Here is a 26,841-nt window from a genome sequence, read left to right on the forward strand (position 1 = left end):
GAATGATATCGGAAAAAATCAATATCTCACTGGATCATCCCATCATGAAGGGCCATAAGGTCTTTGGTGAAGCGGTATTGCCCGGTCTTGCTTATATCGATTTGATTTATCAGGTTTTTCAGGAACACGGTTATGTATACAATGAGCTCGAATTGAAGCACGTTACGATTTATCAGCCTTTAACCGTCAGTGAAACGGCTGCAATCATTCTGACCATTCAATGTTCTGATAGCGGAGATGGAAAGTGGCTCATCTCCCTTTCAGGGCAGAAACAGCAAGGTGACGAGCTGTCAGACAATATACAATATGCGACAGCTGAAATGGTGAAAAGAGACGCTGTGACATTTGACGAAACCATTGATTTCGGCGATGTGAAGCAGTCAGGCAGATCTCTGAATCTTGATGACATGTATAACCGATGCCTGGATCATGACTTGGTTCATTCCGGCATGATGAAATCGAACGGACGATTGTACGAAACAGAAGGCGGAATGCTGGCTGAGCTTTCTTGCGAAGAAGGAAAAGATTTCTTTTTATTCCATCCGGCACTTTTGGATGCGAGCGGAATCGGGGCGAGCGGTTTGCTTTCTGAAACAAACCGGCTTCATCTGCCTTTATATTATGAATCGTTCACGGCCGCCGACAGGCTGCAATCTGAGTGCACGGCGCGTATCGCCGCTTCCGGCGTCCGTCAGGAAAAAGAACTCACAACGATGACGATCGAGTACTTCAGCCGATCCGGACAAAAGGTGGCGGAGCTTAAAAACATTACGGGAAAAGCGGTTCGGTTCGAAGAAGACGAGAATACAGCCGAACAGAATCAACAGGCTGCAACTGAGCCGGAAAGCGCAGATGAAAAAGACATCATTCTGTTTTTAAAGAAGCTTTTGGCTGATAAGCTTGGGCAGCCTTGGGAGACGCTGGACGTTCTTGCAGGCTACTATGAGCTTGGGCTGGATTCATCTTCTTTGCTTGAGATTGTACAGGATATCAATAAAAAGACGGGTGCGGACCTCGCGCCCACTCTTCTCTTTGAATATACAAATATAAAAGAACTCGCAGCCTATCTGAAAAAGACCGTTTCATTTGAATGTGCGGAACGTGCAGCCGAACCATCACGGTCTGAAGCTGAAGCGCCGGACGCGCCAGAACATCATAAAAACACCGGAGACATCGCGATTATCGGAATGGCCGGCCGCTATCCGAAAGCGAAAAGTGTGGCGGAGTTTTGGGAAAACCTGAAGGCAGGCACGGATTGCATCACTGAAGTTCCGAAGTCCCGATGGGATTGGAAAACATATAAAAACGTAACGTCCCCGTCAGGAAAAACAGTATCAAAATGGGGCGGTTTCATTGAAGATGCCGACTGCTTCGATCCGCAGTTTTTCAGAATCTCACCGCGTGAGGCGGAAACGATGGACCCGCAGGAGCGCCTGTTTTTAGAAACATGCTGGGAAACGATTGAAGATGCGGGGTATACGCCTGAAACGCTGGGAAATAAAGGGGAGAAACAGCATCCGATCGGCGTATTTGCAGGGGTGATGCATAAAGATTATTCCTTAATCGGCGCAGAACAATTATCTGAGACTGATCCGTTTCCGGTTTCACTGAATTATGCGCAGATCGCCAACAGAGTGTCCTATTATTGTGACTTCCACGGGCCGAGCATCGCGGTGGATACCGTTTGTTCCTCATCATTGACCGCCGTCCATCTGGCCATTGAGAGCATCCGCCGCGGCGAATGTGAGGCCGCGCTTGCGGGAGGGGTGAACTTGTCACTGCACCCGGCGAAATATCTCAGCTACGGAAGCGTGGGCATGCACTCAAGTGACGGCCGCTGCCGTACATTCGGCGAGGGCGGGGACGGCTACGTTTCCGGAGAAGGAGTCGGTGCGGTATTGCTGAAGCCGCTGGAAAAAGCCGAACAAGACGGCGACCGCATTTACGCGGTCATTAAAGGAAGCGCCGTTAACCACGTCGGGAAAGTAAGCGGAATTACCGTCCCGAATCCTGCTGCACAGGCAGAAGTCATTAAGGCCTGTCTGAAAAAAGCAGGTATCAGCCCGCGGACCGTCAGTTATGTGGAAGCCCATGGCACAGGTACTTCGTTAGGAGACCCGATTGAAATTGAAGGTCTGTCAAAAGCGTTCAGCCAAGGGACGCAGGATCAGCAATTTTGTTCCATCGGTTCGGTCAAATCAAATATCGGTCACGCAGAATCAGCGGCGGGGATCAGCGGGTTAACAAAAGCGGCGTTGCAGCTTCATCACAAAACGCTTGTCAAATCACTGCATTCTGCGGAATTAAATCCTTACCTGAAATTTGAGGAATCTCCTTTTTACGTACAGCAGCAGACTGCTCCGTGGAAGCAACCGTCAGCTGAAGAAAACGGTAAAGTCACACATTATCCGCGCAGGGCCGGGCTCAGTTCCTTCGGTGCATCAGGTTCGAATGCCCATATCATTTTAGAAGAATACATTCAGCCTGAACAAAAAGCGCCTGCACCTGAGAACGATGCAGCAAAACTCATCCCGCTGTCAGCAAGAAATAAAGACAGGCTTCTGGCCTATGCGGAAAAACTAGCCCGATCGCTTTCAGAAAAGACGGTGCTGTCTGAACTGGCTTATACAATTCAGACAGGACGTCAAGCAATGGAGGAGAGAGCTGTCTTCCTTGTAAATGACATCCGCGACTTGAAGCAAAAGCTGAATGATTTCGTAAAAGGAAACGAAAACATCCCCGGTTTATGGCGCGGACAAGCTGAGCTGCCGGAGATGAGCGAAGCCGCTCCTGAGACGGATGATCCGATACGGCTTGCCGAGGTATGGGCAGAAGGGAAAACAGTAGATTGGAATAAGCTGTACGGTTCGGATAAACCGCGTAAAACAAGCGTTCCGACTTATCCGTTTGCAAAAGAACGCTATTGGATTCCGAAGCAGAAAAAACAGGAGAAAAGCCCGTCAGGCACAGTGCTGCATCCGCTTTTACAAGAAAATACGTCAGATTTTTCGCAGCAGCGCTTCACGTCTCTTTTTACGGGAGATGAATTTTTCCTATCTGACCATGTCGTCAACGGACAAAAAATACTGCCGGGCGTCGCCTATTTGGAAATGGCCGCAGAGGCGGTCAAAAAGGCTGCTGCCGTGACGGAAAAAGACCATAGCGTCACACTCAGGCAGGTTGTTTGGGTCCGGCCGGTCATGATTGAAGACAAACCGAAGGAAATACATATTGCCCTTTACCCAGAAGATAATGGTGAGATTACCTATGAAATATACAGTGAGGCAGAAAACGGCGAAGATCCGGTTATTCACAGCCAGGGTGAAGCGGTCATTACCGAACCGGGAAGCGCCCAGATTGATATCGAGTCTGTCAAAACTTCCTGCAATTTAGGAATTGTGACTGCGGAAGAATGTTACGGTGCTTTTGAGAAGATCGGTCTGGATTACGGAGAGGCATACAGGGGCGTACAGCAATTGCTGATCGGAGAAGACCGATTATTGGCCCGTATTTCACTCCCAGCAGCTGTACATGACAAAAAAGAACAGTATACGCTTCACCCGAGTATGATGGACGCCGCTTTTCACGCATCCGTCGGTCTGCTTGTCCGATCGATACATGACGATGCAGACAGCCACGAGCTTTCTTTGCCGTTTGCGATGCAGGAAGTGGAAGTGTTCGGGCCGTGTCCTGAACATATCTGGTCATATATCCGGTACACAGAAGGCAGCAAAGCAGATGACAACGTAAGAAAATTTGACATTGATATGTGCGATGATGCCGGTACAGTTTATGTCCGGATGAAAGGCGCGTCCGTCCGGGCGCTTGACACAGGCCAAACAGCGGGCGGAGAAACCTCGGAGGCGCCTGTCGGCCATACAATGCTGATTCCGGCTTGGGAGCCTGTTGCGCTTGAAAAAGCCGGGGAAGCAGCGGTGGATAAGCAGACGGCAGTATTCGGCGGAACGGATTCGAGACATACGCGCATAAAAGAACACCTGCCGAACGCTTCCTATTATCCGATCAGAGGTACGGATGATATCACATCTCTTACGCACATGCTTGAAGGACAAAAAGAACTGGAGCAAATCATTTGGCTTGCTCCGCAGGCTGAGAGTGCGGACAGCCTCAAAGAACAGGAAAGAAACGTTCTTCATGTGTTCAAGCTGATGAAAGCATTACTTGCCTTAGGGTACGGAGAAAAACGTTTGGACTGGTGCATCGTCACAGCAAATGCCCAGCCGTTTTCGGATCAAGACAGCGCCGACCCGTCACAAGCCGCAGTCAGCGGACTTGCCGGAACAATGGCGAAAGAATATCCGCACTGGCATATCCGCATGATTGACACAGAAACGGACGGCAGCTGGCCGATCGAAGAGGCGCTCAGTCTTTCTGCCGGGAAAAACGGTCAAATTTGGGCGTACCGCAATCAGCAGCTGTTTGAGCGGCAGCTGATACCGCTTGACAATATGCCGAAAAACGGCACGCTGTACCAAACAGGCGGGGTTTATGCCGTGATCGGAGGCGCGGGGTATCTTGGCGAGGCATGGAGTGAATACATGATCCGCCGCTACAAAGCACGCATCATTTGGATCGGAAGAAGCACACTGAATGATTCCATACAGGCGAAACTCGACCGGCTCAGCGCATTCGGCCCGGCGCCTGAATATGTTTCCGCCGATGCCGCCGACAGTGCTTCCTTAGAGAGGGCTTATCAGTTCATAAAAGAGCGCCACACAAAAATGAACGGAATCATCCACTCGGCAATGGATCTGTCTGAGCAAAGCTTAAATAATATGAAGACAGAAGAGTTCAAATCGGTGCTGCGGGCAAAAGCCGATGTAAGTGTGTCCATGGCGGAGGTATTTGGACGGGAGCCGCTTGACTTTGCGCTCTTCTTCTCCTCGCTTGTGGCATTTATCCATAACGTGAAACAAAGCCATTATGCCGCAGGATGCGCTTTCAGTGACGCATTTGCGAAAGAACTTGATCAGACATGGAATTGTCCGGTCAAAGTGATGAATTGGGGCTATTGGGGCAACAGCGAAGCGGCTGAAGACGGCGACTTTATTCAGCTGATGGATCAGATCGGATTGGGATTAATCGAACCGGACGCTGCAATGGAGGCGCTTGAAACCCTTATGACGCTGCCGGTTGATCAGGCGGCTTTCATTCATACGACAAAACCGGTCGCAGTCGAAGGGATGAATGAAAGAGAAAAGATTTCCGTTTATCCGCCTCAGCCGCTTGTCTTTTCACAACAGCCGAAGGTCGCTCCGCCCGGCGCACGTCTTGTTAGAGAGGCTGAACATCAGGAGCTTGATGATTTTCTGTATCAGCTGTTGATCGCCCAGCTTAAAGAAGCAGACTTGCTGACGCCGCAAAGCCTTAAAGCGTATGAGCCCGAACATGAATACTTTAAAAAATGGCTCAATCAAACGATCGCTTTCCTTCTGGAACATGGCTATCTGGAAGGGAATGCGGATTCATATAAACTGTCGGCGCGAGCCGAAAACACAACCGCCGCGCTATGGCAAAAATGGGAGCGGGAAAAAGAGGAATGGCTCAATAACGCCGATACAAAAGCGATGACTGTTTTAGCCGAGACGATGCTTAAAGCACTGCCGGACATTCTGCGCGAAGACGTGCCGGCGACAGACATCATGTTCCCGCACTCTTCAATGGAACTTGTTGAAGGAATTTATAAGCACAATCAAGTCGCGGATTACTTTAACAGCGCCCTGTCAGATACATTAACGGCTTATGTGAAAGAAAACATCAGCAAACATTCAAAAGCCGAGATCCGCATACTGGAAATCGGAGCGGGCACAGGCGGCACAAGCGCAGGCATATTTGAAAAGCTTAGGCCGTATCAAAACCATATAAAAGAATACTGTTACACCGATGTATCGAAAGCTTTTCTCGTGCATGCGGAGACGGAATACGGCAAACGGAATCCTTATCTGACGTATAAGCTTTTTAACGCAGAAGCGCCGCTTGCCGGCCAGGACATAGAGCCGGGCGCATACGACATCGTCGTTGCGGCCAATGTGCTCCACGCGACGAAAGACATCCGCCAGACGCTGAGAAACGCCAAAGCCGTTTTAAAAGACAACGGTTTGCTGCTCTTAAATGAAATGGCGGGAAACAGCCTGTTCCCGCATATTACTTTCGGACTGCTTGAAGGCTGGTGGCTGCATGAAGATTCTGCCCTTCGTATTCCGGGGTGCCCGGGCTTGTATCCGGAAAGCTGGAAACGCGTGTTAGAAAGTGAAGGCTGGCATTCTGTCTTCTTCCCGGCAGAAGCGGCACATGAATTAAGCCATCAGATTATAGCGGCAAAAAGCAACGGCATTGTTCGCCAAAAAACGCTTAAAGCAGGGGCCGGAAAACGGACCGCTCCGCCAAAAGCAGTACATGCGCCGGAACTTCAGGCGCAAACAACGGTGCAAAAAGGCGACACGTCTTTAACAGAAAAAAGCACCGAGTACTTGAAAACGTTAATCGGAGAAACATTAAAAATTCCGCCGGCTCAAATTGATCCGAAAGCGCCGCTTGAAAAATACGGAATTGATTCTATCGTCGTCGTACAGCTGACAAACGCGTTACGAAATGTATTGGACCAAGTCAGCAGCACTTTATTTTTTGAATATCAGACGATTGAGGCGCTCGTCGCTCACTTAATCAAGACGAAAAAAGACGCGATGATCAAACTGACGGGACAAACGCCTGTTCAGGAAGAACGGAAGGCATCACTAGAACCGCAGGCTGTACAGCCTGCTAAGCCGCTTCGCACTGACTGGCGGCGGAGGGAAAAACGGGCAGCCAAAGAGACCGTCCGGCAAAGTTCGGTTCGCGACGTGGCCATCATCGGTGTTTCAGGACGCTACCCGCAGGCAAAAACAGCGGCTGAGCTTTGGGCTAATATTAAAAAAGGAAAAAACTGCATAGAAGAAATCCCGCGGGAACGCTGGAACTGGCAGGATTACTACGATGAAGAGAAAGGTAAAGAAGGCTCTATTTATACGAAATGGGGCGGCTTCATTGAGGATATGGACAAGTTTGATCCGCTGTTCTTTCAGATTTCTCCTTTGGAAGCGGAGCGAATGGACCCGCAGGAGCGATTATTTTTAGAAACGGTGTATGCGAGTATCGAGGATGCCGGCTATACGCCTGACAACCTGTGCCAAAGCAGAAAAATCGGTGTTTTTGCCGGCGCGATGAACAAAAACTACCCGACAGGCTACGGCTATTGGTCCATTGCCAACAGGGTATCTTACCTTTTTGATTTCCAAGGGCCGAGCATTGCCGTTGATACAGCCTGCTCTTCTTCTTTGACGGCCATTCATCTGGCGCTTGAGAGCATATACAGCGGTTCAAGCGAATGTGCGATTGCCGGGGGCGTAAACATAGTGACCGACCCGATCCATTATATGAATCTGTCAGTCATGAACATGCTTTCCGCAGGCGACACGTGCAAATCGTTCGGAGACCGCGCGGATGGTTTTGTCGACGGAGAAGGGGTAGGAGCGGTCGTATTAAAGCCGTTGGACCGAGCGATTGCCGACAACGATCACATTTACGGTGTGATTAAAGGAAGCACCATTAACAGCGGAGGCAAAACGAACGGATACACCGTTCCGAATCCGAATGCGCAGGCCGCCTTAATAAAAGAAGCTTTCGAAAGGGCAAACGTCCCGGCGCGCACCGTCAGTTATATTGAAGCCCACGGTACGGGGACCGCATTAGGAGATCCGATTGAAATCGCCGGATTAACGAAAGCATTTGAAGAGGATACAACAGACAAACAGTTTTGCGCCATCGGCTCCGCAAAATCAAATATCGGTCATTGTGAAAGCGCCGCGGGCATTGCGGGTCTGACAAAAATACTATTCCAGCTCAAAGACCGCCAAATTGCGCCGTCCCTGCACGCGGAACAGCTGAATCCGAATATTGATTTCGCGTATACGCCGTTTGCCGTTCAGCAGGAGCTCGGTGAGTGGAAACGTCCCGTCATCGGCGGCAAAGAGCTTCCGAGAAGGGCGGGGTTAAGCAGCTTCGGCGCGGGAGGAGCAAACGCCCACCTCGTCATAGAAGAATATACGGCAGACAAAGAGCCTGATGAGATGCCGGCAGATCAGCCCGCCATCATCGTCCTGTCCGCGAAAAACAGCGAACGGCTCACTGAAAAAGCAAAACAGCTCAGAGACGCCATCCGTGAAAAAAGATACAGCGGCAGCGACCTTATGAGCATAGCCTTTACTCTTCAGACGGGCCGGGTGCCGATGGAAGAGCGTCTCGGTTTTATCGTCCATTCACTTCATGAACTTGAGGAAAAACTGAATGGATTTATCGCCGGACAAAACAGCGCCGGACTGCACCGTGACGGCACGGAAGAAAACAAACGGATGCTTGCCGTATTTTCGGCGGATGATGATCTGGAAACAATCATAGACGCTTGGATCAGCAAACGGAAATATTCTAAGCTGCTTGAGCTTTGGGTAAAAGGATTGGACATCGATTGGGCGAAATTATACGGAGACCGTCCTCCGGCCCGCATCAGCCTGCCTGCTTATCCGTTTGCGAAAGAACGCTTCTGGCATCAGCAGCCTGTACAAAGCAAGGCAGCGCCCGTTAACGCGCCGGCTGATGAAAGTGATCCGGCGGAACAATTTGAAGTAATGGCTTTTAGAGAAGTTCTTAAAGAACAGGCTCTGCCGGCTGCCGGAGAAAAGCAGGCCAAAACGGTGATTTCTTTCTTATCTGATCAGAAGAAGCAGCAGGAAGCCATCTCTGTGATCAAATCGTATGACAATGACATTGACGTTATTTTTATCGCTCAGGGAGACCGGTATGAGGCTCTGTCCGCCGGCCGCTGCCAAGTGGTGCGGGAAGATCCGCAATCATATGTGAACGCTTTTGCGGATATTCAAAAAGAGTACGGTGAAGCTTCTGCCATTTTGTATTTATGGGCGCTTGAAGATAAAAGCTGCATCGAAGATTATTCATGTATCGTCCATATTCTCAAAGCAATGGCTGAGACCGGTCTGCAGCCGGAAAGGCTGTTATTGGCGGGGGAATATGCATCCGGTCTGGAAAGGTGCTACTTGGAATCATGGATCGGCTTTGAGCGTTCGCTCGGCATTGTTCTCCCGAAAACAAGTGTTACCGGCCACTTCAGAAAAGCCGGTGCGGCCATAACGGACTGGATGAGAACCATTTGGGACGAGCTGAAAGCTGAAACAGACCAAACCGTTTTCTTGGAAGAGGGAAAACGATACGTCTATCACACCGAACCAACCGGACTTACGAAAGAAAACAGCAGAATCAGAACCGGCGGAACATATCTCATTACAGGCGGATTAGGAGGACTCGGCTACTTATTTGCCCGCCATCTCGCCCGGAACTACCAGGCAAATGTCATTCTCACGGGGCGGTCGCCGATCAATGAAGAAAAGAAAGAAAAAATGAAAGACCTGAAAAATCTCGGCGCGGGTGTTCTTTACGCCGAAGCCGATGTTTGTGATCCGATCGGAATGGGCGACTGCATCAAGCGCGCGAAAGAACGATTCGGAGCCATTCACGGCGTCATTCATGCGGCGGGCATCGAAAGCAGAACATCCGTCTTTGAAAATGAAATCGGGAATTTCCGCAGTACGCTTGAACCGAAAATAAACGGAAGCCTGTTTCTTGACGAGTGGCTGAAAAACGAAACGCCGGATTTCATCTGCTACTTTTCATCCACATCGGCTGTTTTAGGAGATTTCGGCTGCTGTGATTATGCGGTCGCGAACAGGTTCCAAATGGCGTATGCCAACTATAAAAACAAACAATCAGAAAGCGGAAACGCTTTTGTCATAAACTGGCCGGTCTGGAAAAACGGCGGAATGGCCGTCGGCGGTGAAGAGACGACGGGCATGTACCTGAAATCAAGCGGCCAGCGCCTGTTAGAAACAGATGAAGGCATTGAGCTATTTGAGCGCGTCATTTCTCAAGACAACACCCAGTGCCTTGTCATTGCCGGCGAAAGAAGCCGTGCCGAACGATTTTTAGGCATACGGCGGGACGATTCATCAAAACCGGATGCGCTTTTGGAAACCGTGAGCCGCCGCATCCCGGAAGAAAGCGCAGAAAAACGGCTCGAAGCGGATTTGAAAGAGCTGATACACAGTCTGCTGAAAATATCGAAAGATAAACTCGTCCTGCATAAAAACTGGGCGGAATTCGGATTTGATTCCATCTATTTAGCCAAATTTGCCGCTCTTTTGACGAGTCATTACGGCATTGAAGTCACTCCGGCGTTATTTTACAGCTATGCCACGCTCGGAGACGTCATCAGCTATTACTTGACAGAACACAAAGAAACGATCGAAACGTTTTACAGAACGGAAGAAACCGAAACAGAAGCCGCCGCTCCGGATAACAAGGAGTATACGGATCAGGAGATCATCGCCATGATGAAACAGGTCTCTGAGGGGACATTAGATTTTAAAAGAGTGCAAGACATCATAGAAGGGAGTAAGACCTATGAATCATAAAGAACTTCTCGATGCCTACAGATCAGGAACGCTCACCATCGCTGAAGTAGAACAAAAGCTTCAGGCTTTCAAGCGGACAACTGCAAAACGTCCGCTTTCTGAAGGCCAGAAAGGTTTGTGGATGCTTCAGAAAATGTTTCCGGAGATGAGCGCATATAACATTCCGTTATGCTTTCGTTTTCAAAAGCTGGATATCGAGACATTCAAAAACGCCCTTTTGTCCGTGCAGCGCCAGCACCCTATTTTGACCAGTGTGATAAAAGAGGAAAACGGCCTTCCGTATCAGATAGAAGATACGGATCGGCATTTTTCGATTGAAGAAATGGATCTTTCTGAATTAAGCGGGCGTGATGCGCTTACGTTTATTAAAGAAAAAGCAAAAGAACCGTTCTCGCTTGAAACCGGGCCGCTCCTGCGTGTTCAAGTATTCCGGCAGGCGAAGCGGGAGCCGATTGTGTTAATCACCATTCACCATATCATTTTTGACGGCGTCTCTCTTATGACGTTTATGTCGGCGCTGCTGGACGCTTATGTAAAAGCAAGTGAAGGCAAAGAACCTGTCATGCTTCAGCAGTCCGCAGATTATCATGACTTTGTGAAATGGGAAAAAGAGCTGCTGGAAAGCGAAGCGGGAAAAACGCATCTCTCTTATTGGAAAAAGCAGCTGGAAGGACCGCTGCCGGTGCTTGAGCTTCCGTCGGATTACCCGAGATCATCGGTTCAAACTTGCAGGGGGCAGGCGTATCACCGCTTGCTTCCTGATGAACTGAACCGGCAGATTAAAGTTTGCGCCCAAAAACATAACGTCAATGAATCCGTTGTGTATCTCGCTATTTTCAAAGGACTGCTCTATCAATATACGAATCAGGAAGATGTCATCGTCGGCATGCCGACGATGGGGCGTTCTGAGGCTCAATTTGAGTCTGTCATCGGATACTTTATTAATATGATCGCGGTCAGAAGCAGGGAGACGGGCGCCAAATCTTTTACGTCGTTTTTGAAGGAGCTGCAGCTGACACTGGCAGAAGGGCTGGACCATGCCGCGTATCCGTTTCCCGCGCTTGTAAAAGAATTGAAGACGGAACGCTCGCCTGCGGTGTCGCCTGTTTTTCAAACCGCGTTTTTCTATCAAAACTTCTTCCGGACGGAAGGAGCGGAAAAGCTGGCGGAACTATATCAATCACTCGGCATTGAAATGATAGAAGACATTCATCAGGAAGGCGAATTTGAGCTTGCGCTTGAAGTCTATAAAAAAGAAACGGGAACCGTCCTGCAATTTCTGTACAACCCGGATGTCTACAGCCCTTCTTTCATCGAACGGCTTGCGGAGCATTATATGAAACTGGCGGAAAAGGTGCTTTCTGATCCGGAGATCGCTTTTGAAGCCTGTTCCGGCCTGCTCAATCAAAAACGGGATGAAAGCCGTTCATCCCATCAGCCGAATGAGCGCTGCATTCATGAAGTGTTTGCGGAAAAAGCCGGACGCCACCCTGACAGAGAAGCCGTCACATTCGGTGAAAACAGTCTTACATATCGCGAATTAGATGAACGAAGCACGGCGCTCGCTGTGTACCTGCAAGAAAAGGGCGTCACACCGGAATGCCCGGTCGGCATTTGTACGGAGCGTTCTTTTGAGATGGTCATCGGCATCCTCGCCATTTTAAAAGCGGGAGGCGCGTATGTGCCGCTGGACCCGGCTTTTCCAAATGAACGGATGGCCCACGTGTTGACTGACAGCGGCGTGACAATCGTATTAACGCAGGAAAAGACACGCGGCATGATTGAACAGTTGGCCATCGGCGGTGTGAGCACGGTGGAAATTGAAAACAGCGGACGTTCTGTCAGCGGGGCAAAACTGACGCCGCGTTCAAAACCGCATCATCTCGCTTATATTCTATATACGTCCGGAAGCACGGGAAAACCGAAAGGCGTCATGGTTGAGCACAGGGCCATTATGAATACGCTGCAGTTTTTGGAAGCTGAGTATCCGGTCGCACAAGAGGATGCCTATCTGTTAAAAACGAATTACGTATTTGACGTTTCGATTTCTGAATTATTCGGCTGGTTTATCGGAAACGGACGGCTAGTCATTTTGCCGCCTGGCGCAGAAAAAAATCCGCAGCTTTGCATGGAATACATCCAAACCCACCAGGTCACGCATCTGAATTTTGCGCCCGCCGTGTTTAATGTATTTCTGGAAACGGTAAAGCGGCATACGGCATTTACAGAAGACGGCCCTGTGAAGTATGTGATGGTGGCCGGTGAGGCGTTTCCGAAAGATTTAGTCAAAAAGTCAGTTTCCATCTTCAAACATGCCAGAATTGAAAACATATACGGCCCGACGGAAACATCCATTTATGCCGCTTACTACAGCTGCGGCCAAAAGGAAATCACAAGCAGGAATACGCCGATCGGGAAACCGATTCACAATACGCGGCTTTATATCGTCGATGAAAAGCTCAGCCCCGTCCCTGACGGTGTGGCCGGGGAGCTTTGCGTGGCCGGCGCCGGTCTGGCCAGAGGCTATTACAATCAGCCTGAGCTGACGGCGGCATCATTTATTGATAATCCGTTTAGTGAAGGAGAAAAGCTTTACAAGACAGGTGATTTGGCCAGATGGCTGCCTGACGGAAATATAGAATATGCCGGCCGGATTGACAGTCAGGTGAAAATTCGCGGCTTCCGCATCGAATTGGGAGCAATTGAAACGAAATTGAGCGAACATCCGGATATCCTTGACCAGGCGGTTGTTGTTCAGGAAAAGAACGGACATAAAAAGCTGATTGCTTATTATACGGCCCGCGCCGGTCATACGGCAGATGAAAAAGCGCTCCGCAACCATCTTTTATCAAGCCTGCCGGATTATATGGCGCCTGCCCATTTTATCCGCCTGGATGCGCTGCCGTTAACACCGAGCGGAAAAGTGAACCGCAAAGACCTAAAACAGCGCAAGGTAATCGTTCACCGGTCTGAAAAGACGGGCAGACTGCCGTTATCAGAAGCGGAAGCGAAAGTGACCGCAATATGGGAAGACCTGCTGAATACGGCGGGCATCAAAATCGAAGACGGCTTTTTCGATGTGGGAGGCGACTCGCTTCTGGCTGTTGCGGCGGCAGAACGCATTAAACAGGAGCTGGAATGCGATTTTACCGTCACGGATTTATTCGAACACTCTACCATTCAGGCGATCAGCCGATTTATTGTTGAAACAAAACAGGCGGCTGAATCAGAGGCGCCCGGCCAAGATGAAAGAGAAAGAGAACAAACACCGCAAAACGGGGTGCCGTCTTACTTTGATGACAGTGTGGCGATAGTAGGGATTTCCTGTCAGTTCCCCGGCGCGAAAAATCATCATGAGTTTTGGAAGCAGTTAAGAGAAGGAAAGGAAAGCGTCCGGTTCTACTCGGAAAAAGAACTTCGGGAAGCCGGCGTGCCTGAAGATTTGATCGAAAATCCCGACTATGTGCCGGCATTATCGACGATAGAAGGAAAAGATCTCTTTGACCCTGAGTTCTTTCACATTTCTCCGAAAGACGCAGAATTTATGGATCCTCAGCTTCGGCTTCTGCTGCTTCATTCTTGGAAAGCCGTCGAGGACGCGGGATATGTATCCAAAGAGATTCCGAAGACAAGCGTATATATGTCGGCAAGCAATAATTCGTATCGGTCGCTTTTGCCGGAAAAAACGACAGAAGGCCATGAATCTCCCGATGGCTATGTGTCATGGGTGTTAGCGCAGAGCGGCACGATTCCGACGATGGTTTCCCATAAGCTCGGATTAAAAGGGCCAAGCTATTTCGTTCATTCCAATTGCTCATCATCATTAGTCGGTCTTTATTCAGCCTACAAAAGCATAACGAGCGGAGAATCGGAATACGCGCTCGTCGGCGGAGCAACTCTGCATGCAGCGACCGGCATCGGCTATGTGCACCAAAACGGATTGAATTTTTCAAGCGACGGGCATGTCAAGGCATTTGATGCTTCAGCCGACGGTATGGCGGGCGGAGAAGGAGCGGCCGTCATTCTGCTGAAAAAGGCGTCACAAGCCGTTCAGGACGGAGATCACATATACGCCATGCTCAGAGGCATCGGTCTGAACAATGACGGAGCGGATAAAGTCGGTTTTTACGCACCGAGTGTAAAAGGTCAGACTGACGTCATCCAGCATGTTTTAGACAGCACGAATATTCACCCGGAGACGATTTCCTATATCGAAGCGCACGGCACTGGAACGACATTGGGTGATCCGATTGAAATGTCCGCGCTGCAGCAAGTGTATAAACGTTACACGGACCGGGAGCAGTATTGCGGGATCGGCTCCGTAAAAACGAATATCGGACATTTGGATACAGCAGCAGGTCTGGCCGGGTGCATCAAAGTCGCCATGAGTTTATATCATCGGGAGCTGGCGCCTACCATTAATTACACGTCACCGAATCCGAATATCAAATTCAGCGGTTCGCCGTTTTATGTGGCGGATAAGAGAAAACCGCTTCCGGAGAGAGAGACGCCGCACCGCGCAGCGTTAAGCTCATTCGGACTCGGAGGAACAAACGCACACGCCATTTTTGAACAGTATGAAAACAAAACGATCAGCGGATCAAATGACGGACAGCCGCCTTATATCGTTCCGCTGTCAGCGAGAAATAAGCAGCGTCTTACTGCCTATGCATCCTGTTTATCCGGCTTTCTGGATGAAGCCGAAAACGATGTTTCCTTGCATGATCTGGCATTTACGTATCAGACCGGACGTGAAGCGATGGAAGAGAGAGCCGTTTTTATCAGTCATGATCGTCACGATTTGAAGCGTCAGCTGCAGGATTTCATCAATGGCAATGACCAAAACATCTTACGGGGCGAAAAAGTGAGAAGCAGAGAAGTGTCAGCTCAGGAGATGGAAGAGCTTGCGGCATGTCAGACACGGGATGAAAAGCTGAAAGCACTGGCGGCACTCTGGGTTGAAGGAGCGCGTGTCGATTGGGGCTTATTGTATCAGGATTCCGCGCCGCAAAGAATCAGTGCGCCGACCTACCCGTTCGCAGAGGAGCGCTTCTGGCCGGAAGAAACGGTGAAGCAAACGGATACCAAACTTTTGCATCCGCTGGTACATCAGAATACATCCGTCTTGCAGGAGCAGCGGTTCAGTTCGGAATTCACGGGAAAAGAGTATTTTATTGCCGAGCATATCATTAAAGGAATGGCGATCGTGCCGGCTGCCGTTACCCTTGAGATGGCACGGGCCGCGGCGGAGAAAAGCATCGGCGGGGCAACAGAGGATTCTCTGGGCCTGCGCTTAAAGAATATTGTATGGGTCCGCCCGGTGATAGCCGATCAGGAGGCTGTCCGTGTCCATATCGGACTTTATGAAGAAGAGGACGGACAGATTCAATACAGAATGTACGGGGGTAACGATTCTATCGGTGAAGAAGCTCCTCTTTATAATCAGGGCATCGCTGAAATCATTCGGAAGGAACCGGAGGAAGCGGCGGATATTGAGCAGCTGAAGCGCCGGTGCACACAGGGAACAATCGAATCTCAAGCGTTTTACAAAGGAATGATCGGTGCTGATTACGGGCCCGGATACAAAGGGGTGCAGCTTGTATACAAAGGCGAAGACCGGCTGCTTGCTAAATTGAAGCTTCCTGAATCCGTCTCTCATACAAAAGCTGATTATATCCTTCATCCGAGTATGATGGACGGTGCGCTTCAGGCCGCCGAATATTTGCAAAACGTGACGAGAGCGCTGCTTGCAGAAAGCGGGGAACCATTCAAAGCCGCATTGCCGTTTGCTTTAGAGGAGCTGGACGTTCTGAATCCGTGCGCTGATGATATGTGGGTGCACGTCACATTCAGTGCGAACAATAAAGCCGGCGATCCTATCCAAAAAGCCGATATTGATCTATATGACAATAACGGCGGGCTTTGTGTGCGGATGAGAGGTTTCTCAACGCGGATCATGGAAGAAAACGCGGGTGCCGGCGTTTCCGTCAGCCGTACGGACACATTGCTCGCTGAACCGGTCTGGAAAGAGCAGCAGGAACCGGCGGACCACGAGCCAACGTATGAAGAGCATATCATTTTCCTTTGTGAGTACGATGAAGCCGTAAAACAAGCTGTCGAAGCAAAGCTTGAACATGCAAGCGTCATTATCTTGGACGATCGTCCCGCATCTATTGCAGAGCGGTATCATTCTTATGCGGGTCAGCTGTTTGACCATATCAAAGCCATAATGAAAAGCAAGCCGAAGGGCCGCGTTCTATTTCAGGCTGTTACGCAGTCAGCAGGCTTACAGCAGGTGTTCTCAGGCATTACCGGCCTCTTCAAAACCGCATGCCTTGAACATTCCAAGCTGATCTGTCAAATGATCGAAGCCGAAGAGAAAGAAAGTGCTGAAGGCATAGCGGAAAAAGCGTCCGAAAACCGTATGCATGCCGAAAGCGTCCATGTGAAATATGAAAACGGCAAGCGCTTTGCCGCTGATTGGGGAGAGATGGATATTTCTCAAGCGGAGCCGGACATTCCGTGGAAAGACGAAGGCGTTTATCTCATTACAGGAGGTGCCGGAGGTTTAGGTCTGATCTTTGCAAAAGAGATCGCAAACCGTACAAAAGACGCCGTCATCTTACTAACCGGCCGGTCCGCTCTCAGAGAAAAGCAGAAAGACATGCTGGAAACAGTACGTGCTGCCGGCGCTTCTGTTTTCTACGAGCAGACCGATGTCACGGACGAAGCAGAAGTATACCGATTGATCCGCAATATACGCAAACGGCACGGCAGGCTGGACGGGATTGTTCACAGTGCCGGCATTATAAAAGACAACTACATGGTGAAGAAGACGGCAGAGGAATTCCAACACGTTCTCGCTCCGAAAGTGAAGGGCCTTGTGTATCTTGATGAAGCGTCACAACATGAGAAATTAGATGTCTTTATTGTCTTTTCATCCTTATCAGGTGTGCTTGGAAGCGTCGGCCAGGCTGATTATGCGTCTGCAAATGTCTTTATGGAGATGTATGCCGAGTACCGCCGTTCTTTACAAGCCGCAGGACAAAGATACGGAAAGACGCTTTCTGTCAGCTGGCCGTTATGGAAAGAAGGCGGAATGCAGGCAGGAAAACAGACGGAAGATATGCTGATGCAGGAGGCGGGAATCGCACCGCTCGGCACAGATGCCGGCATCAAGGCTTTATATCAAGGCTTGATGAGCGGGACAGCCCGGATGACGGTTCTTGAAGGAGATGTGAAACACATGAAAGCAAAACTGTTCCGCAAAGAGAATGATCATCCGGAAGCAGAGACCGGCGTACGTCATGACATTGATGCTGACAGCCTGCTTGAAAAAGTGAAGCATCTGTTAAAACAGCAGACGGCCTCACTTTTAAAAGTAAATATTGACAAAATTGATCCTCATGAAGAAATGACAAAATACGGGCTGGATTCTATCTCGATGACTGAGTTTACGAACCAGTTAAACAAAACGTACCGGCTTACGTTAACGCCGACGATTTTCTTTGATCATCCGACAATCCATGAATTTGCCGTTCATTTAATCAGTGAATACGAAGAGGAATTTGCCGGACGGTTTGCGGTAAATACAAAAACGGTTCAATCGGCAAGACCGGTAAAAGAGACTCAAATCACGCGCCCGGCCGTTAAGCGACGCCGCACTCTGCCTGAGACACTTCCGCAGACAGTGCAGCGGGACCAAGGGCCGGAACCGATCGCAATCGTAGGCATCAGCGGGATTTTCCCGATGGCAGAAGACATTGAATCTTTCTGGCAGAACCTGAAAGAAGGCAAAGACTGCATGACCGAGATTCCGAAAGACCGCTGGGACTGGCGGGACTATTACGGGGATCCCGCAAAAGAAGCCAATAAAACAAACGTCAACCAAGGCGGGTTTATTGACGGAATTGCTGAATTTGATCCGTTATTTTTCGGAATTTCACCCCGGGAAGCGGAGCAAATGGACCCTCAGCAGCGCCTCTTGCTGACGCACGCGTGGAAAGCGATCGAAGATGCCGGATATGCGTCAAAGAGTCTCTCAGGCACAAAAACAGGTGTGTTTATCGGGACCGGAAATACCGGCTACGGTTCTCTTTTAGCCAATGCCGATGCGGAGATTGAAGGGTCATCCGCGGCGAATACAAGTCCGTCTGTCGGACCGAACCGTGTCAGCTATACGCTCAATCTGCACGGGCCGAGCGAGCCGATTGATACCGCCTGCTCAAGCTCGCTCGTTGCCATACACCATGCCGTTTCTTCAATTGAAGAAGGGACGTGCGACATGGCTTTGGCGGGAGGAATCAATACGATTGTTCTTCCGGATGTGTATATCAGTTTTGACAAAGCGGGCGCGCTGAGTAAAGAAGGAAGATGCAAAACGTTCTCTGATCAGGCTGACGGTTTTGCCCATGGTGAAGGAGCAGGGCTCTTTTTCCTCAAAAAGCTGAAAGCCGCTGAGGCGGATGGGGACCATATTTACGGCGTCATTAAAGGAAGCGCGGTGAATCACGGCGGCCGCGCGGCATCTTTAACAACGCCTAACCCGAAACAACAGGCGGAAGTCATTAAAGCCGCATACAAAAAAGCGGGCATTGATCCGAAAACAGTCTCTTACATCGAAGCGCACGGCACCGGAACAGAACTGGGAGATCCTGTTGAAATTAACGGCCTGAAACAAGCGTTCAGCTCGTTTGCAGACGGAAAAGAGAAAGCGGCCGGCTATTGCGGTTTAGGGTCGGTTAAAACGAATATCGGCCATTTATCCCTTGCCGCGGGAGCAGCGGGCATTATTAAAATTTTGCTGCAGATGAAGCATCGGACATTAGTAAAAAGTCTCCACTGTGAGACGGTAAATCCGTACATTCAGCTTGAAGACAGCCCGTTTTATCTGGTGCGGGAGACGATGGAATGGAAGACGCAGACGGACGAACGCGGAAACGAACAGCCGCGCCGCGCGGGCATCAGCTCATTCGGCATCGGAGGCGTAAATGCCCACGTCGTCATCGAAGAATACATCCCAGAAGACAGAGAGGAAGCAGATGATTCTCATATCGATCCATGTCTTTTCGTTCTGTCCGCCAAAAATGAAAAACGCCTGAAAGAGCAGGCAAAACAGCTGAAACGTGCGCTTACAGAAAAGCGGTACGATCAATCCAGCCTCGTTTCTATGGCGTATACCCTCCAAATCGGAAGGGACGCCATGGAAGAACGCCTGGCGGTTATTGCCGGATCCGCAGAAGAACTGCAGGAAAAACTGTCACAGTTTATCACTGGAGATAAGCACGCGGATTTGTACAGAGGAAGAATAGACAAAGGCACCCTGCAAATGCTGACGGAAGATGAAGAAATTCAAGAAGCCGTTGAAAAATGGATGGCACGCGGCAAATACGCGAAGCTGCTTGAATTATGGGTCAAAGGGCTGAACGTCGATTGGGCGAAGCTGTATGGAGACCGGCCGCCTAAACGCATGAGCCTGCCGTCGTATCCTTTTGCAAAAGACCGCTATTGGGCGGCAAAAAGTACCGGAAAACACGAAAAAACAAGCACTGTGTCTGCCGGAAAACAAGACGCGCTTCATCCGCTTCTGCACAGAAATACTTCAAACCTTGCAGAACAGCGGTTCAGCTCAATCTATACAGGAGAAGAATTTTACCTTGCGGACCATGTTGTAAAAGGCGTGCCGATTTTACCGGGAGTGGCACATCTTGAAATGGCGCGCGCAGCAATGGAACAGGCATCTGAAGTTCCGACCGGACAAGGAAGCGTCAAGCTTAAGAATACGGTTTGGGTGCGGCCGATCACTATTGAAGACGAGCCGGTTCATGTCAACATCCGTCTCATTCCTGAAACGGCAAATGACGTTCAATTTGACATTTACAGCGGTCAGGAAACAGATCAGCCGTCCGTTTACAGCCAAGGGGCAGTATCAGTCCGCCCTGACGCCGAGGCTCCGGTCATTGATCTCCAAAAGCTGAGATCACAATCCGCCGAGACATCGTTTTCTGCAGATGATGTATACGATATGTACCGCAAAATCGGTTTTGATTACGGCCCGGCTTTCCGGGGTGTCAAAGCGATTTATACAGGTGATGATTTCGTATTGGGCAGACTGTCACTTGATGCGGCTTGTGCGGACACGGTACAGGAGTATGTCATGCATCCGGGCTTAATGGACTCTGCATTGCAGGCATCAAGCATATTAACCGGAACAAATGATGAAAAACTGATGCTTCCGTTTGCGGTTCAGGAGCTTGAAGTATTCAGCGCATGCGCTGCCGAGATGTGGGTTTACGCCAGACTTTCTGAAGACCACAAAGCCGGCCAGATTGAAAAACGCGATCTTGATATTTGTGATGAAAACGGCAAGGTGTGCGTAAGGCTGAAAGGTTTGTCATTCAGAACGGCTGAAAAAGAACCTGAGAAAAAAGAAAAAGCTCCGGAAACGCTCATGCTTGAGCCGGTATGGACCCGAAGCGATGAAACTGCTGTTCAAACGGAACCGGTTTTTGCCCGGCATATCGTAATACTTTGTGATACAGACGCCGGATTAAAACAAGCCGTTGAAGCCGCGGGAGCTGAATGTATTGAAATGACCTCCCGGCACGGGAAAGCGGCGGCGCGCTTCCGTGATTATACAGGACGGATATTGGAGACGCTGCAAAAACTGCTGAAGGAAGAGACGGATGGAGACGTCCTCATTCAGACGGTTCTCTCTAAAACAGATAAGCATCAGCTGCTCTCAGGCATTTCAGCTCTGTTAAAAACAGCCGGCCTGGAACATAAAAAACTGAAAACCCAGCTGATTGAAATAGAACCGGCGGAAAACGGCAGAATCACAGACATCATCAGAGAAAATAAAACACGGGCTGATGACAGCCATATCAAATATGAAAACGGCATCCGATACAGCGCAGATGTCAAAGAAACGGCCGTGTCCGGCGGCAAAATACGCATTCCGTGGAACGACGGAGGCGTTTATCTCATTACCGGAGGAGCCGGGGGCTTAGGCTTTATTTTCGCGAAAGAAATCGCCCGCAAAGTCAAAGAGCCGACACTGGTTTTGACAGGCCGTTCCGCTTTAAGCGAGAATCAGCGGATGCAGCTGCAATCGCTTGAATCACTCGGAGCAAAAGCGGAATACAAGCAGGCTGACGTAACAAACGCTCAAACTGCGGCAGACCTGGTCAAAACAATTGAAACGGAATATGGCGGCCTTCACGGCATCATTCATAGCGCGGGTGTGATGAAAGATCAGTATATCGCAAAGAAAACAACCGAAGAGTTTTACAGTGTACTGGCCCCTAAAACGGACGGATTTGTCAACCTTGATGAGGCAACCGAGCATTTAGCGCTGGACTTTTTCATCGTTTTCTCATCCATTTCCGGCGTCACCGGGAATGCGGGACAGGCGGATTATGCGGCGGCAAACGCATTTATGGACAGCTATGCGGCATACCGCAACGCACTGGTTACCGCAATGTACCGCCACGGTCACACATTGTCGGTCAATTGGCCGCTTTGGAAAAACGGCGGAATGCAAGTCAATGAAGAAATGGCGAAGCTCACCGAAAAAAGAACCGGCGTAACGCCGATGCGCACTGAGACCGGAATAGAAGCTCTTTACAAAGCATGGAGCATGGGGAAAACAAGCGTGCTCGTCATGGAAGGAAACCGCGCCGTAATGCGGGAAAAGCTGCTTCAAAAGACTCCTGCAGCCGCTTTTGCACCGGTTAAGAAAACAGATGAAACGCCTGCGCCGAAAGACCTGACGGCAAAACTTCAGGAATTGCTGGCAAAAGAGGTTTCCGGGCTTCTGAAAATAAACATTGAAGAAATCGATATCGAATTGGAGTTTAATCAATACGGATTTGATTCCATTACGCTGACGGAATTCGCCAACAAGCTGAATGACACTTATCAGCTTGATCTGACACCGACCGTATTTTTTGAATATGCGACGATTCAAGCCTTGGCGCATCATTTAGCAGAAGACTATCAAACACAATTTGCCGGCAGCACACAGCCGAAAGAAGAAAAACAAAGCGGTGTAACAGATGATGGCGGCATCAGACTGGCGGGGAACAAACGATTTGCAAAAACTGCCGTACAGCCTGTTCAGACGGCGGCTGAACATAAACCGGAACCGATCGCCATTGTCGGCATGAGCGGAGTGTTTCCGAAGGCCGCAAATATTGATGAGTATTGGCGCAACTTAGAAGAGGGAAAAGATTGTATAACAGAGGTGCCGGCGGATCGCTGGGACTGGCGTGAGTATTACGGTGACCCGCTTAATGAAGCCAACAAAACAAATGTAAAGTGGGGCGGATTTATCGACGGAGTTGCGGATTTTGATCCGCTGTTCTTCGGAATTTCACCGCTGGAAGCCGAACAGATGGATCCCCAGCAGCGCTTGTTAATGATGTATGCGTGGAAGGCGATAGAAGATGCGGGATATTCCGCTAAAAGCCTTTCCGGCACGAAAACAGGCCTGTATATCGGCACGGGGAATACCGGATACGGCTCACTGTTTTCCGACCTGGATATCGGCGGTGCGTCAGCTGCAAATATGAGTCCGTCAGCGGGGCCGAACCGCGTCAGCTATATGCTTAATCTGCATGGTCCGAGTGAACCGATCGACACGGCTTGTTCCAGCTCGCTGGTCGCGATTCATCACGCCGTATGCGCCATTGAAAACGGGAACTGCGATATGGCGATCGCCGGCGGCGTGAATACCGTCGTCACACCGCAAGGCCACATCGCTTATGACAAAGCCGGCGCTCTGAGTAAAGAAGGGAAATGTAAAACATTCTCCGACAGGGCGGACGGATTTGCCGTCAGTGAAGGTGCCGGAATTCTGTTTTTGAAAAAGCTGTCAGAAGCGGAAAAAGCGGGCGATCATATTTACGGTGTCATTAAAGGCAGCGCGGTCAATCACGGCGGACGTGCGAACTCCTTGACGACGCCGAATCCGAAAGCCCAGGCGGAAGTCGTCAGAACGGCTTATGACAAAGCAGGCGTTGATCCGAGAACAGTCACTTATATTGAAGCGCACGGAACCGGAACGGAGCTTGGCGATCCGGTCGAAATCAACGGCCTGAAATCCGCCTTTCAAAAGCTGTACGAAAAAACAGGCGATCCCGCCGTTTACGCGAGTCACTGCGGTCTGGGATCGGCCAAAACCAATATCGGCCACCTGTCACTGGCAGCCGGTGTCGCGGGTGTGATCAAAGTGCTGATGCAGATGAAGCATAAAACACTTGCAAAAAGCCTCCACAGCGAGGTCATCAACCCGTATATCAAGCTGAAAGACAGTCCGTTTTACATCGTACAGGAAAAAAGAGAATGGACGGCATTGAAAGACGAAAACGGCAATCATCTGCCGCGCCGTGCGGGAATCAGTTCTTTCGGCATCGGCGGCGTAAACGCCCATGTCGTCATTGAAGAATATATCCCGAAGGAAGAAAGGAAAACTGCTGTTTTCACACACCCTCAAATCTTTGTGCTGTCGGCCAAAGAAGAAGAGCGTCTGCAGGAACAGGCGCAGCAGCTGGCGCAAGCTTCTTTTACGGATGCGGATCTTGCCGATGTTGCTTACACGCTTCAGCAGGGGCGTGATGCCATGGAAGAAAGAGCGGCCATTATCGCTTCCTCGGCCGAAGAACTTCGGGACAAGCTAAAGAGCTGTGCGAAAGGACGTTATGATATAGCGGGCATTTATAAAGGAAAAGCGGGTAAAACCTCCCTGAAATCCATTCTGGCAGGTGCAAACGGCGAGGCGGATATCGAAGAGCTGATAAGCCGCCGAGAGAATGACAAGCTTGCGGAATTATGGGTGCAGGGCGCGGATATCAAATGGGACGGCCTATATTCTGATATCAAGCCTCAACGGATGAGTCTTCCTGCTTACCCGTTTGCGAAAGAGCGGTACTGGATCACGGACAATCGGCCGAAAGCAGAGAAACCGCAAGCTGTGCCGACGTCGCGGGTACTGCACCCGCTGCTTCACGAAAATGTATCAGATTTAACAGAGCAGCGGTACCGATCCGAATTTACGGGACAAGAGACGATTTTCACCGATCATCTTATTAAGGGCAAGCCGGTTATGCCGGGCGTTGCCTACTTGGAAATGGCTAGGGCGGCGGTTGCTCAGGCAGTCAAAGGGCAAAAGGAACGTCCATCTGTCACCCGCCTGAAAAACATCGTTTGGGTTCGGCCGATCGAAGCGGGAAACCGCCCGATTGAAGCGCAGATCAGCCTGAACCCGAGGGAAAACGGTGAAATCGTGTATGACATTTACACGGATTCACAAACAGAAGCAAGCGGCAGGCAGATACACTGTCAGGGCGCTGCCGGCATTCTCAGCGCCGGGGAGGCTCCGCACCGTGATATAGGCGCACTGAAAGCTCAATGCGGCCTCAGTATACTGACTTCTGAACAGTGTTACGGCTTATTCAGCAAAATCGGCATTGACTACGGTCCCGGACAACAAGGAATTCAGCAGATTCATATCGGAAGCAATCAAGCGTTGGCTGAGCTCCGGCTGCCTTCCTTCCTCGAAGAAACGGCAGATCAATACGTTCTTCACCCGTGTATGCTTGATTCAGCTTTGCAAGCGACAATCGGTCTGAAGCTGCACGCCGATGATAACCAGCTGTCACTGCCGTTCGCCCTTGAAGAACTGGACATTTTCAGCCCGTGCACGACAAGCATGTGGGCGTATGTCAGCTCCCGGGGAACGGATGAAAAAATACAGCGTATGGACATTGACTTATGTGATGAGACAGGCCGGGTCTGTGTCAGAATTAAAGGGATTTCTTCCAGAATGATGGAAGGCCCCGCGCCGGAAACATCATTAAATGGAGCAAACCTTCTGGCTCCGGTGTGGGATCTCGCGGAATTCCGTGATCAAAGCCCGGCATATAAGACGGAAGAGGTTGTCTTTATCGCGGGGGATGAGGAAAGCGCGGCTTTTCAATTGCATCATCCTTCTGCGAAACGGCTTCATATCAACCCGGAGGATGAAATAGAGGCTGTTGCGGCTGAACTGAAAGCAACAGGGTCTTTCGGGCATATCGTATGGATCGCTCCTTTTCACAGCGCTGATGACATGGTAAAAGCTCAGGATGCGGGCGTCATCCAGATGTACAGAGTGATTAAGGCCATGCTTGCTTTAGGATATGGAGGCAAGCGAATCAGCTTGACTGCAGTCACAATAAAAACACAGTCCGTACAGCCGGCGGACATTATTGATCCGGCTCATGCAGGCATTCACGGTTTGGTCGGCTCGCTCGCAAAAGAGTATCCGAACTGGCAAACAAGGCTGATTGATGCCGGCTGTCCGGAAGACGTTTCAAAGGCGGAGCTGTTCTCAGCGCCGTTTGATGAGCAAGGCAATACATGGGCGTACCGGAACAATCACTGGTACAAACAGCGCCTCATTCCTGTACAGCAGCCGGTGTCAAGCCGGCCCGCCTACCAAAAAGGCGGCGTTTATGTCGTCATCGGCGGTGCGGGGGGCATCGGCGAGGCATGGAGCGAATATGCCGTGAAAACGTATCAGGCGCGAGTCGTTTGGATCGGCAGACGAAAACATAACAGCGCCATCCAGGAAAAAATCGACAGACTCAGCCAATTCGGCCCGGCGCCGATTTATATTGAAGCTGACGCGGCAAATCCGAATGAGCTCACACGGGCGTATGAAACGATCAAACGCACGCACCCGCAAATTAACGGAATTATCCATTCCGCAATTGTTTTAGAGGATCAGAGCCTGGCAAATATGCCGGAAAGCCGTTTGAAAAGCGTGCTCGCTGCGAAAGTCAATGTCAGCGTGAATATGGCCCGCGTGTTCCGAAATGAGCCGCTGGACTTTGCTTTGTTCTTCTCATCTGTTCAATCATTTGCACGAGCGGCCGGACAAAGCAATTATGCTGCCGGATGCAGTTTCAAAGATGCCTTTGCCGCTCATTTGGCTCAAGTTCGGCCGTATTCGGCGGCAGTGATGAATTGGAGCTACTGGGGCAGTGTCGGAATCGTATCATCTGCCGACTATCAAGAACGGATGAAACAGGCGGGAGTCGGATCAATTGAAGCGCCGGAAGCAATGGCGGCGCTTGAACGATTGCTCGGCGGCCCGTTGAATCAGTTCGTCATGATGAAACAGGCGGAAGAGCCGGAGGAAAAACCGGAAGAAATGATAGAAGTATACCCTGAACATCACGGCTCGGCGATGCAAAAACTGCGAAGCTATCAGCCTAAAGTAACAAGACATGTACAACAATTGAGTTAAGGAGGGGACGGC

2 protein-coding genes are annotated in these 26,841 nt (G+C 50.2%); both read left to right on the forward strand.

Going from position 1 to position 26,841, the window contains the following annotated elements; genetic code table 11:
• The first annotated feature begins 2 nt into the window (after window positions 1-2).
• Window positions 3-10,538 (forward strand): type I polyketide synthase, encoded by a 10,536-nt coding sequence (locus tag BXO87_RS04965; protein ID WP_076851235.1) that lies wholly within the window; start codon window positions 3-5, stop codon window positions 10,536-10,538.
• Complete coding sequence (locus BXO87_RS04970) at window positions 10,528-26,829, forward strand: non-ribosomal peptide synthetase (RefSeq protein WP_076851236.1); 16,302 nt, start codon at window positions 10,528-10,530, stop codon at window positions 26,827-26,829. The genes BXO87_RS04965 and BXO87_RS04970 overlap by 11 nt, the downstream gene beginning before the upstream one ends.
• Window positions 26,830-26,841: the final 12 nt, after the last annotated feature.

The organism is Bacillus sp. GZB (assembly GCF_001975995.1).
Lineage (GTDB): Bacteria > Bacillota > Bacilli > Bacillales > Bacillaceae > Bacillus > Bacillus velezensis.

Coding starts and splice junctions, on each gene's coding strand:
- BXO87_RS04965 (WP_076851235.1), top strand. CDS start 3: ATGATATCGGAAAAAATCAATATCTCACTGGATCATCCCATCATGAAG.
- BXO87_RS04970 (WP_076851236.1), top strand. CDS start 10,528: ATGAATCATAAAGAACTTCTCGATGCCTACAGATCAGGAACGCTCACC.